This is a genomic window from Crenalkalicoccus roseus (assembly GCF_004761865.1).
Classification (GTDB): domain Bacteria; phylum Pseudomonadota; class Alphaproteobacteria; order Acetobacterales; family Acetobacteraceae; genus Crenalkalicoccus; species Crenalkalicoccus roseus.
On the sequence record NZ_SJDM01000013.1, the window covers coordinates 45,995 to 57,977 of the forward strand.

General features: G+C 74.9%; 13 protein-coding genes. 9 read left to right on the forward strand and 4 right to left on the reverse strand.

What is annotated here, in order from left to right:
* Positions 1-6: 6 nt before the first annotated feature.
* Both ET526_RS11330 and ET526_RS11335 read right to left on the reverse strand, forming a co-directional pair.
* Positions 7-1,458, reverse strand: coding sequence for a dihydrolipoyl dehydrogenase family protein (locus ET526_RS11330; RefSeq protein WP_135467810.1), 1,452 nt, complete (start codon positions 1,456-1,458; stop codon positions 7-9).
* Entirely contained in the window at positions 1,451-2,206 is a 756-nt protein-coding gene (locus ET526_RS11335; protein ID WP_135467811.1) for a TVP38/TMEM64 family protein, read from the reverse strand. The genes ET526_RS11330 and ET526_RS11335 overlap by 8 nt, the downstream gene beginning before the upstream one ends.
* 178 nt (positions 2,207-2,384) lie before the next feature.
* On the opposite strand from ET526_RS11335, the gene rpmH reads away from it, so the two are divergent.
* Genes rpmH through argB form a run of 6 tightly spaced genes read left to right on the forward strand, consistent with a single transcriptional unit; the run spans position 2,385 to position 6,645 of the window.
* Positions 2,385-2,519: a 50S ribosomal protein L34 gene (gene rpmH, locus ET526_RS11340; RefSeq protein ID WP_135467812.1), complete on the forward strand. Its 135-nt coding sequence runs from the start codon at positions 2,385-2,387 to the stop codon at positions 2,517-2,519.
* Between the two features lie 23 nt (positions 2,520-2,542).
* Positions 2,543-2,914 (forward strand): ribonuclease P protein component, encoded by a 372-nt coding sequence (gene rnpA / locus ET526_RS11345; protein WP_135467813.1) that lies wholly within the window; start codon positions 2,543-2,545, stop codon positions 2,912-2,914.
* Positions 2,911-3,192 carry a membrane protein insertion efficiency factor YidD gene (gene yidD, locus ET526_RS11350; RefSeq protein ID WP_135467814.1) on the forward strand — a complete coding sequence of 94 codons (282 nt, stop codon included), beginning with the start codon at positions 2,911-2,913 and terminating at the stop codon, positions 3,190-3,192. The genes rnpA and yidD overlap by 4 nt, the downstream gene beginning before the upstream one ends.
* Before the next feature lie 9 nt (positions 3,193-3,201).
* The gene (yidC, locus tag ET526_RS11355; protein WP_135467815.1) at positions 3,202-5,016 is read left to right on the forward strand and encodes a membrane protein insertase YidC; all 1,815 of its coding nucleotides are present in this window, start codon (positions 3,202-3,204) and stop codon (positions 5,014-5,016) included.
* Between the two features lie 20 nt (positions 5,017-5,036).
* On the forward strand, positions 5,037-5,705 hold the full coding sequence (gene yihA / locus ET526_RS11360) for a ribosome biogenesis GTP-binding protein YihA/YsxC (protein WP_135467851.1): 669 nt from the start codon (positions 5,037-5,039) through the stop codon (positions 5,703-5,705).
* 58 nt (positions 5,706-5,763) lie between these two features.
* Positions 5,764-6,645, forward strand: coding sequence for an acetylglutamate kinase (gene argB, locus ET526_RS11365; RefSeq protein ID WP_135467816.1), 882 nt, complete (start codon positions 5,764-5,766; stop codon positions 6,643-6,645).
* Positions 6,646-6,657: 12 nt separating this feature from the next.
* Here argB and ET526_RS11370 read toward each other — a convergent pair whose 3' ends face one another.
* Both ET526_RS11370 and ET526_RS11375 read right to left on the reverse strand, forming a co-directional pair.
* Positions 6,658-7,839, reverse strand: coding sequence for a DUF2336 domain-containing protein (locus ET526_RS11370; protein ID WP_135467817.1), 1,182 nt, complete (start codon positions 7,837-7,839; stop codon positions 6,658-6,660).
* Positions 7,836-9,200 carry a sensor domain-containing diguanylate cyclase gene (locus tag ET526_RS11375; protein WP_158295563.1) on the reverse strand — a complete coding sequence of 455 codons (1,365 nt, stop codon included), beginning with the start codon at positions 9,198-9,200 and terminating at the stop codon, positions 7,836-7,838. The genes ET526_RS11370 and ET526_RS11375 overlap by 4 nt, the downstream gene beginning before the upstream one ends.
* Before the next feature lie 201 nt (positions 9,201-9,401).
* Here ET526_RS11375 and dapD point away from each other — a divergent pair, with 201 nt between their 5' ends.
* Genes dapD through ET526_RS11390 form a run of 3 tightly spaced genes read left to right on the forward strand, consistent with a single transcriptional unit; the run spans position 9,402 to position 11,979 of the window.
* Positions 9,402-10,238, forward strand: a complete 837-nt coding sequence (gene dapD, locus ET526_RS11380) for a 2,3,4,5-tetrahydropyridine-2,6-dicarboxylate N-succinyltransferase (protein ID WP_135467819.1) — start codon at positions 9,402-9,404, stop codon at positions 10,236-10,238.
* Between the two features lie 8 nt (positions 10,239-10,246).
* Positions 10,247-11,383: a succinyl-diaminopimelate desuccinylase gene (gene dapE, locus ET526_RS11385; RefSeq protein ID WP_240048364.1), complete on the forward strand. Its 1,137-nt coding sequence runs from the start codon at positions 10,247-10,249 to the stop codon at positions 11,381-11,383.
* A 41-nt stretch (positions 11,384-11,424) separates the two neighbouring features.
* Entirely contained in the window at positions 11,425-11,979 is a 555-nt protein-coding gene (locus ET526_RS11390; RefSeq protein WP_135467821.1) for a hypothetical protein, read from the forward strand.
* Positions 11,980-11,983 lie beyond the last annotated feature (4 nt).

Here is an 11,983-nt window from a genome sequence, read left to right on the forward strand (position 1 = left end):
CAACGCCTAGGGCAGCCATTGGAGAAAGCGGATAAGACCTTTCGCGAAGGGCGACAACAATCGGGGAGCGTAGAACTCGCCCGCCGCTCGCTTGCCGGCCTCGGCCAGGGTCGGATAGGGCAGCACCGCCGTGGCGAGGGCGGAGAGCGGGATCCGCCGCCCGATCATCAGCCCGTAGGCGCCCGCCATCTCCCCGGCATGGGGGGCGAGGATGCCGGCGCCGAGCAGCCGGCCCCGGGCGGTCGCCACCAGCTTCACCAGCCCCTCCGGCCGCCCCTCGGCCACGGCGCGGTCGTTCTCGGACAGCGGCCAGCGGTGGATGCGGAGGCCACGCTCCCCCCGCGCCAGCGCCTCCTCCTCCGTCAGCCCGATCTGGGCCAGCTCGGGGTCGGTGTAGGTGACGCGCGGCAGGGCGGCGTAGTCGAGCCGCGCCGGCAGGCGGAACAGCATGGCGCGGACCAGGATGGCGGCGTGCTGGCTCGCCACATGGGTGAAGGCGCGCGGCCCGAGCCCCTCCGGATCGGCGATGTCGCCCGCCGCCCAGACCCGGCGGTTGGAGACGGAGCGCAGGTCGGTCCGGGTGCGGATGCCCCGCGGCCCGGCCTCCACCCCGCCGGCCGGCAGGTCGAGCCCGGCGAGGCGCGGCACCCGCCCCACCGCGAGCAGCAGATGGGTGCCGCTGATGCGGCTGCCGTCGGCGAGCACGGCGACGACGCCCCGCGCCTCGGGCGGCGCGGCGGGGTCGAGCGGCTCCACCCGCGCCACGCGCGCGCCCTCGCGGATCTCCACCCCGTCGCGGCGGAGCGCGAGGCGCAGCCCTTCGGCCAGCTCCTCATCCTCGCCCCCGGCGATGCGCGGCGCCGCCTCCAGCACCGTCACCAGGCAACCGAGCCGGGCATGGGCCTGCGCCATCTCGAGCCCGAGCGGCCCGCCGCCCAGGACCAGCAGGTGGCCGGGCGGCTCCTCCAGCCCGAACAGCGTCTCGTTGGTGAGGTAGGGCACGCGGTCGAGACCGGGCAGGTCGGGGATCGCCGGCGTCGAGCCGGCGGCGATGACCGCGTGGCGGAAGCGCAGGCGCCGCGCCCCGACGGCGAGGGTGTCGGGGGCGAGGAAATGCGCCGGGGCCTCGATCACCTCCACCCCCATGCCGCGATAGCGGGCAGCGGAATCGTTCGGCGCGATGCGGGCGATGGCGCCCTGCACATGCGCGCGCACCCCGCCCCAGTCTATCTCCGGCTCGGGCAGGCGGAGGCCGAGGCGCGGGGCGCGGCGGGCGGCGGCGGCGGCATGGGCGGCAGCGAGCAGCGCCTTGGAGGGCACGCAGCCGTGGTTCAGGCACTCGCCCCCCATCCGCCCGCGCTCGATCAGCGCCACCCTCCGCCCGAGCGCGGCCGAGATCGCCGCCACCGAGAGGCCGGCGGCGCCGGCGCCGATCACCGCCACGTCAACGTCAGCCATGCCCTCTTCCGCCCCCTTCCTCGCCCGCGTCGCCCCGGCCCCGCCCCGCCATCCGCCGCCGCCTCCGCCACCAGGCGCCGAGCAGCGACAGCGCCGCGAGGCCGGCCAGCGGCAGCAGGATGCCGGGCGAGAGGAGCAGGCCGGGCTCGGGCCGCCCGCCGGCCTCGAACACCTGGCCGAGGCCGGCGCCGATCCCGGCGAAGACCGCGGTGGCGGGGAGGATCCCCACCAGCGTCGCCAGCGCATAGCTGCGGAAGGGCATCCCCGCCAGGGCCGGGGCGAGGTTGGCCAGCCAGAACGGCACCACCGGCAGCAGCCGGATGGCGAGCAGGTACCAGAACCCCTCCCGCCGCAGCGCCTCCCGCAGCCGCGCGAGCAGCGCCCCGCCCCTGGCCGCCAGCGCCTCCGCCAGGGCGTGCCGGGCGGCGAGGAACAGCAGGCAGGCCCCCGCCGTCGCCCCCAGCGCCGCGAGCAGGGTGCCGAGCAGGGGGCCGAACAGGAAGCCGCCGGCGAGCGTCATCACCGCTCCCCCGGGCAGGGAGAGGGCGACGACGGCGACATAGGCGCCGAGATAGGCGAGCGCGGCCAGCACCGGCCGCTCCGCCACCGCCGCCAGCAGCGCCGCGCGGTGCGCCGCCAGCGCCTCGAGGCTGAGCCCCCGGTGCAGGCCGAGCGCCAGGGCGAGCAGCAGGCCGCCCAGCACCAGGGCGAGCGGCCAGAGGCGGCGCCAGGCATGCGGCAGGGACAAGCGGGCCTCCTTCGCCGCGGGCGGCGGTGCCGTTACGCCGGCCGCGGTTGACGCGCCTCCCGCCGGATACCTATACGTCCCGGCCTGTGCCGGGGCGCCGCCGGGTGGCCGCCGGCCGTCCGCGCACCATCGCCCCGGATCGGGCAGGGCCGGGCACCTTCCCAGACGGAGACCGACCGTGAAGCGTACCTACCAGCCCTCCAAGCTCGTCCGGAAGCGCCGGCATGGCTTCCGCAGCCGCATGGCGACGACGGCCGGCCGCAAGGTGCTCGCCAACCGCCGGGCCAAAGGCCGCAAGCGCCTGTCCGCCTGAGGGCAGGCAGGAGGGCGCGGGCGATGCCCGGCCGTCCGCCACGGCTGACCCGGCGGCGCGAGTTCCTGAGGGTCGCCGGGCGGGGCCGCAAGATTGCGCGGCCGGGGCTGCTGCTGCAGGCGCTGCCCGGCACGGGCGGACCGCTGCGCCTCGGCTTCACCGCCACGAAGCGCATCGGCGGGGCGGTGGTGCGCAACCGCGCCAAGCGCCGCCTGCGCGAGGCGGCGCGGCTGACCCTCGGCGCCGCGCCCCCCGAAGGGTGGGACCTGGTGCTGGTGGCGCGCGAGGCGACGGCGACCCGGCCCTTCGCGGCGCTGCTCGCCGACCTCGCCGCGGCGCTGCGCCAGGCGGGGGTGACGCCGCCCCGGCGGGAGGCGAAGGGAGAGGACGCATGAGGCCTGCGACCCTGGCGCTGCGGGGCGCCGTCATCGCCTACCAGTGGACCCTGCGGCCGGTCCTCGGCTGCAATTGCCGCTTTTACCCCTCCTGCAGCGACTACGCGCTGGAGGCACTCTCGGCCCACGGTGCGCTGCGCGGCACTTGGCTCGCCGGGCGGCGCATCCTGCGCTGCAACCCCTGGCATCCGGGCGGCTACGACCCGGTGCCTCCGGCCTCCCCCCGGGGCGCCCCCGCGCCCGCCGCCCGGCCCGGCCGGGCGGCCTCGGAAAGCTGAACACGCTCCATGGACCAGAAGCGCCTCATCGCGGCGATCGCCATCTCGATCGGCATCCTGCTGATCTTCGAAATCCTCTGGAACCAGCCGGCGCGGGAAGCGCAGCTGCGCCGCCAGCAGGAGATGGCGCAGGTCACCCCCCAGCCGGCGGCACCGGAGGTGCCGACGCCCGGGCCGATCTCCGGCCTGATCACGCCGCCCACCGGCGAGCGCTCGGCCGCGATCGGCGAGCCGCAGCGCGAGGCGCCGCGGCTGCGCATCGAGACGCCGCGCCTGTCCGGCACCCTGAACCTGCGCGGCGCCGCGATCGACGACCTGATCCTGAAGGACTACCGTGAGACGGTGCGCCCTGACTCGCCGCAGGTGCGCCTGCTCGCGCCGCGCTACGCGCCGGCCGGCTACTTCGCGCAATGGGGATGGACCGCTGCCGACGGCCGCACCCCGGTGCCGGGTCTGGAGACGGAGTGGAGCGCGAGCGGCGGCCCGCTGGCACCGGGGCGGCCGGTCACCCTATCCTGGGAGAACGGGCAGGGGCAGGAGTTCCGGATCATCCTCTCGGTGGACGACAACTTCATGTTCACCGCCGAGCAGCAGGTGATCAACCGCGGCCCCGAGCCGGTGCAGGTGCTGCCCTGGGCGCGGGTGCGGCGCGAGCATACGCCGCAGACCGCGGGCTTCTTCATCCTGCACGAGGGCTTCACCGGCGTGCTCGACGGCCGCCTGCGCGAGATGACCTACAGCGACGCGCGCAGCGAGGCGGAGAAGCGCCGCGGCCCGGCGCTGGAGCAGGAAACGGGTGCGGGCTGGCTCGGCATCACCGACAAGTACTGGCTGGCGGCGCTGACCGCCGTGGACCCCTCCCTGCGCCACCGCGCCGCCTACCGCCACGTGCCCGAGGGCGGGCGCGACCGCTGGCAGGTGGACCTCGCCCCCGCCTCGGCGCAGCCGGTGCCGGCGGGCGGGCAGGCCGCGCTCTCGACCCGGCTCTTCGCCGGGGCGAAGGAGGTGCACCTGCTCGACAGCTACCGCGACCGGCTGGGCATTCCCGACTTCGACAAGGCGGTGGATTTCGGCTGGTTCTACTTCCTGACCAAGCCGTTCTTCTACGCGCTGCACTGGCTGGCCGAGATCTTCGGCAATTTCGGCGTCGCCATCCTGGTCTTCACCGTGGCGCTGAAGCTCGCCTTCTTCCCGCTGGCCAACAAGGCCTACAAGTCCATGAGCCGGATGAAGGTGCTGGCGCCGAAGATGCAGGAGATCAAGGAGCGCTACAAGGACGACCCGGCCAAGGCACAGGCGGAGATGATGGCGCTCTACCGCGCCGAGAAGATCAATCCGGCCTCCGGTTGCCTGCCGATCCTGATCCAGATCCCGGTCTTCTTCGCGCTCTACAAGGTGCTGTTCGTGACGATCGAGATGCGCCACCAGCCCTTCTTCGGCTGGGTGCGCGACCTCTCGGCGCCCGACCCGACCAACCTGTTCAACCTGTTCGGGCTGCTGCCCTTCGACCCGGCGGCGTGGAGCACCTTCCTCCACATGCCCGCCTGGGCGATCTTCATGGGCATCACGATGTGGCTGCAGTTCAAGCTGAACCCGACGCCACCGGACCCGATCCAGGCCAAGATCTTCGCCTGGATGCCGCTGATCTTCACCTTCATGCTGGCGAGCTTCCCGGCCGGGCTGATCATCTACTGGACCTGGAACAACATCCTCTCCATCGCGCAGCAGTGGTGGATCATGCGGCTGGAGCGGCAGCGCAATGCCAAGGCGGGGGTGCCCGAGGCGCCGCCTCCCGCCGCGGCGGCGAAGCCGAAGAAGGGGTGACGCGGCCGCCGCCGGCGCCGCTGCCCCCGGGCGGCCTCGCCGAGGCCGCCGACGCGGCGGAGCGGGCGGCGCTGCTGGAGGCCGGGCGGCTGCTCTTCGCCCGGCCCTGCCGCTTCTTCCACGCGGCGCAGCGCCTCGACCAGCTTCCCCCGCCCGGCCTGCCGGAGGTGGCGTTCTGCGGCCGCTCCAACGTGGGCAAGTCCTCCCTGGTCAATGCCCTGACCGGGCAGCGGGCGCTCGCCCGCGTCTCCCACACGCCGGGGCGGACGCGGCAGCTCAACTTCTTCGACCTCGGCGGGCGGCTCGTGCTCGTGGACATGCCGGGCTACGGCTACGCCCAGGCGCCGAAGAGCGTGAAGGCGGACTGGCAGGGGCTGATGTTCGACTACCTGCGCGGCCGCCCGACGCTCCGGCGCGTGATGCTGCTGATGGACGCGCGGATCGAGACCAAGCCGGCCGACCGCACGGCGATGCAGCTGCTGACCGACGCCGCCGTCCCCTTCCAGATCGTGCTGACCAAGGCGGACGGCGCCAAGCCCTTCTGGCTGCGGCAGCGGCGGGAGGAGGCGGAGCGCTTGGCGCGCGCCCACACCGCAGGCCACCCTCTGGTGCTGGTGAGCAGCGCCGAGACCGGGGAGGGCATCCCCGACATCCGCGCCGAGATCGCCGCCCTGGCCGCGCCCGCTTGACCCCGACCCCCCCCGCTTCTAGAGGCCGGTCGCCTGCCCGCGCACCGGATCCCCGCCGATGACCGACACGCCCGACCCGATGCAGATCCTCGCCGGCGCGCTGCCCTTCCTGAAGCGCTACGACGACCAGATCATCGTGGTGAAGTACGGCGGCCACGCCATGGGCGAGGAGGAGACGGCGCTGCGCTTCGGCCGCGACATCGCGCTGCTGGAACAGGTGGGGGTGAACCCCGTGGTGGTGCATGGCGGCGGGCCGCAGATCAACGCCATGCTCAAGCGGCTGAACGTGAAGTCGAGCTTCGTGCAGGGCCTGCGGGTGACGGATGCGGAGATGCTCGACGTGGTCGAGATGGTCCTCGCCGGCCCGGTCAACAAGCAGGTGGCGGAGGCGATCACCCGCGCCGGCGCCATCGCCGTCGGCATCTCGGGCAAGGATGGCGGGCTGATCCGGGCCCGCAAGCTGACCCGGACGGTGCGCGACCCGGGCTCGAACATCGAGCAGGTGCTCGACCTCGGCTTCGTCGGCGAGCCGGAGCAGGTGGACACGCGCCTGCTGCACCTGCTGATCGGCGCCGACATCGTGCCCGTGGTCGCCCCGGTGGGGGTGGGGGCGGACGGGCAGACCTACAACATCAACGCCGACACGGTGGCCGGCGCCATCGCCGGCGCGCTCGGCGCCGAGCGGCTGCTGATGCTGACCGACGTGCGCGGCGTGCTCGGCCCCGACGAGCGGCTGATCCCGGAGATGACGGTGGCCGAGGTGCGCGCCGGGATCGAGGCCGGCTGGATCTCGGGCGGCATGATCCCGAAGGTCGAGACCTGCATCTACGCCATCGAGCGCGGGGTGAAGGGCGCGGTGATCCTGGACGGGCGGGTGCCGCACGCGGTGCTGCGCGAGCTGTTCACCGACCGCGGCGCGGGCACGCTGATCAAGCCCTGAGGGCCGCGGCCTTCAGCACGCGGCCTCGACCAGCAGTTCGAGCTGCCACTTCATCTCCTCGGGCGGATAGGGCCAGCCGCCATGCGGCGCCAGGCTCAGGCTCGGCTGCATGCCGGCCAGCACGGTCTGGGCGAGCAGGGCGCAGCGCGGCGTCAGCCCCGCCTTCCAGCACAGGCTGACCAGCGTCTTGCCACTGCGCAGGCGCACCGCCCGCTGCACCGCCGCGACCGGCACCGCCGCGCCCTCGCTGAGGAGGCGCACCATGGTGGCGCGGTCGCCCAGCCGGGCCGCCTCGGCGAAGCTCTCCGCCGGCGAGCGCGCGGCGGTGGGCGGGGGCGGGTTCGCCTGCTCGGCGAGCCGGGCCGCCACCCTCTGGCGGATCGAGGCGGTCACGGCCGGGTCGAGATCGGGCCGCGCGGCGAGCGCGCCGAGCAGGTGGTCGGCGACGATCATCACCAGCGCCTGGGCCGCGCCCTTCGGCAGGCCGGGGCGCGCCACCAGCTTCTCCTGCCAGGCGACCTGCTGGCCGGCCCCGGCGATCAGCGCATCGAGCGTCGCCTCGCGGATCGCGGCCGAGGAATTGCCGAGCAGCGCCGTGATGGCGACCGGGTCCCCCGCCTCGGCGATCGCGTCCGAGACCGCCTCGCTCAGATCGGGTCGGCGCGCCACCGCCACCACCGTCTCCGGCACCGGCGGCCCCATCACCAGCGCGGTGAGGTCGGCCTCGGTCAGCAGGGGGGAGAAGCGGATCACCGGCTCCGCCACCTCCATCGAGGCGTCGCGCGCGAGCTTCAGGATGGTCTCCCGCGGCGCGTCCGGCATCGCCTTCAGCGCCTCGGCGATCGCCGCGCGCACCGTCACCGCCGCGTCGCTGACGAGGCGGCAGAGCGTCTCCCACGCCATGCGCTGCAGCCGGTCCCGGTGCGTCTGGGAGAGCACCGGCGCAAGGGGGGCGAGCTTGCGCCCCAGCGCCTCCCGCACCGCCGTGTCCTCGTCTCCCGCCAGCAGCCGGTCGGCCTGCGGCGGCGTCGCCGTATTGGCCGCGACCGCGGCGCGCACCGCCCGGTCCGGGTCGCGCGCGAGGTAGTAGAGCAGCTCCGGCGCGGTCTCCGCCTCGCCGGCCAGGGCGGCACGCTCGGCCTGCGTGCCGCTGCGGGCGATCCGCTTCGCGTCGCGCTGGTTCTCCGCCGTCATGCCCGGTCGGCCTCCCTGCCGCCGACGGGGGCGGCGAGGCGCCAGCCATTGCCCCCGTCGTGCTTGGCCGCGTACATCGCCACGTCGGCACGGGCGAGCAGCGCCTCCGGCGTTTCCGGCACCCCCGGCGGAACCACGGCGCAGCCGATGCTGACGCTGAGGCGCGCCGGCACCTCCTGCAGCCTGGCGATCTCCTGGCAGAGGGCGGCGGCGCGCGCGGTGCCCACCCCCTCCCCGGCCCCGTCGAGCCAGACGGCGAACTCGTCCCCTCCGCAGCGCGCCGCGAGGTCGCAGGGGCGGAAGGAGCGGGCCAGCAGCCCGGCCAGGGCGACGAGGGCGGCATCCCCCGCATCGTGCCCGAGGCGGTCGTTGATCGGCTTGAGGTTGTCGAGGTCGAGGAACAGCAGCACGCCGCCCCGCCCGCCGCGGCGCGGGCCGCCCAGGCGGCGGCTCAGCTCCTCGAGGAAGCTGCGCCGGTTCAGCAGCCCCGTCAGCGGCTCGGTCCGCGCCTGGCGCTCGAGCTCGCGCAGCAGGACGTGGTTGCCGAGCACCACGGCGAGCAGGTCGGACAGCACGGAGAGCAGGTGGCGCTCGTCCTCGTCGAAGGGCGGCGCGCCGGGCTCGCGCCAGACCAGCAGCGCCTGGGTGTCCTTGGCGCCGACCGGCTGGGCGACCAGGGCGAGCCGCTCGCCCTCCGGCCCCTCGGCGAAGATCGGCCGCGTGCCCTCGAGCCGCGGCAGGCAGGCCAGGAGGCCGCTCGGGTCCCCGTCCTCCCTGTGGGTGACGCGGATCTGGCCGTCCGCGTCATAGGCGATCACCGCCGCGCCGACGCAGCCGATCGCGGCCGGCAGCAGGCGCATCAGCGCCGGCAGCATGCGCGGGGCGAGCGCCGCCTCGCGCACCCGCCGCACCAGCGCCTGCACGGCGAGCGCCCGGCGCAGCGCGCTCGCCTGCGCCTCGATCTCGCGCATCTCCGCCGTCACGTCCCGGGCGGTGCCGCGCAGCCCGGCGAAGCCGCCCTCCAGCGTGGCGAGCGGGGCGACGTTGAAGCTGAGGCAGGCGGCCTCCCCGTCGGCGCGGCGCAGCCAGGCGCGCAGGTCGCGCACCTCGTGGGTGAGGGCGAAGGGGTCGGGCTCGGGCTGCAGCAGCAGCCAGTTCGCCGGGTGGCCGAGCAGCGCCGAGGAGGGCCAGCCCAGCACGGCCTCCGGCATGGCGAAGGTGATCCTGCCCTCGGTATCGGTCTCGAAGGCGAAGTCGGCGGAGAGGGCGGCGAAGTCGCGCCAGCGCTGGCGCGATTCGAGCAGGGTTCCGTGCGCCGCCGGCGGCAGGCCGGCGCGGGGGGGCGGTGCCGTGGCCGTCATGGGCTGCTCTTCCAAAGCGGGATGCGTCATGGCGAGCGGGGCGGGCTGCATGGACGCGACCTTGCGGGCGGCCCGATGAATGCGCCGTTAGCACGGGAACCCGTTCGGTTCGGTTCCGGCACAGGCCGGGCCTGGGCGCGTTGACGCGGCGCCGGGGCCTCGGCATGGTCCGCCCGCTCTGCACCCGGGGGATCGGCGGCAATGGATGTCAGCACGCTCAGGACACGCATCGAGGCCCTGTGGGAGCGGCGCGACACGCTCTCCCCCTCGAGCGGCGGCGAGGACCGCGCCGCGGTGGAGGCGGCGCTGGAGGCGCTCGACGCCGGCCGCGCCCGCGTCGCCGAGCCGGACGGGCAGGGCGGCTGGCGGGTGAACCAGTGGTTGAAGCAGGCGGTGCTGCTCTCCTTCCGCCTGACCGAGTCCGTGCCCATGGACACGGCGGCGGGCGCCTACGACAAGGTGCCGCTGAAATTCGACGGCTGGGGGCCGGACCGGTTCAGGGAGGCCGGCTTCCGCGCGGTGCCGGGCGCGGTGGTGCGCCGCTCCGCCTACATCGCCCCGGGCGTGGTGCTGATGCCGAGCTTCGTCAACGTCGGCGCCTATGTGGACCGCAACACCATGGTGGACACCTGGGCCACCGTCGGCTCCTGCGCGCAGATCGGCAAGAACGTGCACCTCTCGGGCGGGGTCGGCATCGGGGGCGTGCTGGAGCCGCTGCAGGCGAACCCCGTCATCATCGAGGATGACTGCTTCATCGGCGCCCGCTCCGAGGTCGCGGAGGGCGTGGTGGTGGAGCGCGGCGCGGTGCTCTCCATGGGCGTGTTCATCGGCGCCTCGACGAAGATCGTCAACCGCGCGACGGGCGAGGTGCATGTCGGCCGCGTGCCGGCCTATTCGGTGGTGGTGCCGGGCTCGCTGCCCGGCAGGCCGCTGCCCGACGGCTCGCCCAGCCCCTCGCTCTACTGCGCCGTCATCGTCAAGACGGTGGATGCGCAGACCCGCGCCAAGACCTCCATCAACGAGCTGCTGCGGGACTGAGCGGAGCCGTGCCGCCCCTCCCGGCCGATCCGCTGCCGCTGGCGCAGGCGCTGATCCGCTGCCGCAGCGTCACCCCGGCCGATGACGGCGCGCTCGCGGTGCTGGAGCGGGCGCTGGCCCCGCTCGGCTTCGCCTGCCACCGCCTGCGCTTCGGCGAGGTGGAGAACCTGTTCGCCCGCCGCGGCGGGGCGGGGCCGCATTTCTGCTACGCCGGCCACACCGACGTGGTGCCGCCCGGGCCGCGCGAGGCCTGGACGCGCGACCCCTTCGGCGCCGAGGTGGCGGAGGGCGTGCTCTACGGCCGCGGCGCCTGCGACATGAAGGGCGGCATCGCCGCCTTCGTCGCCGGCCTCTCCAACTTTCTCGCCGCCAGGCCGGACCACCGCGGCAGCATCAGCCTGCTCATCACCGGCGACGAGGAGGGGCCGGCGAGGGACGGCACCGCGCGCGTGCTGGAGTGGATGGCGGCGCATGGCCACCTCCCGGACATGGCCCTGGTCGGCGAGCCGACCTCGCGCGCCCGCCCCGGCGACGTCATCAAGGTCGGGCGGCGCGGCAGCCTCACCGCCTGGATCGCGCTGCGCGGCATCCAGGGCCATTCCGCCTATCCGCAGCGCGCCGACAACCCGATCCACCGCCTGGTGCGGGTGCTGCACCGGCTGACCGCGGAGCCGCTCGATTCCGGCACCGAGTTCTTCGAGCCCTCGACCCTGCAGGTGACCGGCTTCGACGTCGGCAACGCCGCGAGCAACGTCATCCCCGGCGAGGCACGGGCGATGCTGAACATCCGCTTCAACGACCGGCACACGGCCGAAGGCCTGGCCGCGATGCTGCACGCCGCGCTGCGCGCCGAGGGGGCGCGCTACGAGATGCGCGTGGAATGCTCCGGCGAGAGCTTCCTCACCCCGCCCGGCCCCTTCGTCGCGGCGCTGCGCCGCGCCGTGGCGGCGGAAACCGGGCAGGAGCCCGTGCTCGACACCGGCGGCGGCACCTCGGATGCGCGCTTCATCGCCCGCCACTGCCCGGTGGCGGAGCTGGGCGGCGTCGGCGCCACCATGCATCAGGCCGACGAGTGCGTGCCGGTGACGGAACTGCGCGCGCTCGCCGGGCTTTACCGGAGGGTGCTGGAGGAGGTTCTCGCCTGAGCGGCTCGGCTCCCCCGCCCCTCGGGCCCGGCCAAGCCGCGGTGGCGCGCGGACTGCAGGGCGCGTTCCGCCTGGCGCGCGGCGACGCCGATGGCCTCGCGCTGATCGAGGCCAGCCCGGAGGGGGCGCTGCGCAGCTTCTGGGCGGCGGTGCTGTGCCTGCCGGGCTTCATGGCGCTGCGCCTGATCGCGTGGTCGGCCGCCGCGGGTCCGGACGGGGGCGTGGCGCGGGCGCTCACCGCGGAGCTGATCGGCTATGTCTGCGCCTGGACCGGCTTCGCCCTCGCCTCGCTGCTGGTCGCCGAGGCGATGGGGCGGCAGGCGCGCTGGCCGCACTTCATCGCCGCCTGGAACTACACCAACGTCGTCCAGTACCTGGTGCTGCTGCTGATGACCGTGCCGGTGGCGCTCGGCGCCACCGGGGCGGTGCCGAACGCGCTGGCGCTCGCCGGCCTCGGCTACGCGCTGTGGCTGGAATGGTTCGTGGCGCGGCTCGCGCTCGGCGTCGGCGGCGGCCGCGCCGCGGGGGTGGTGGTGCTGGACCTGATGCTCGGCCTGTTCATCGGCGGGCTGGTGGCGCGCATGGGCGGGCTGTGAGCGC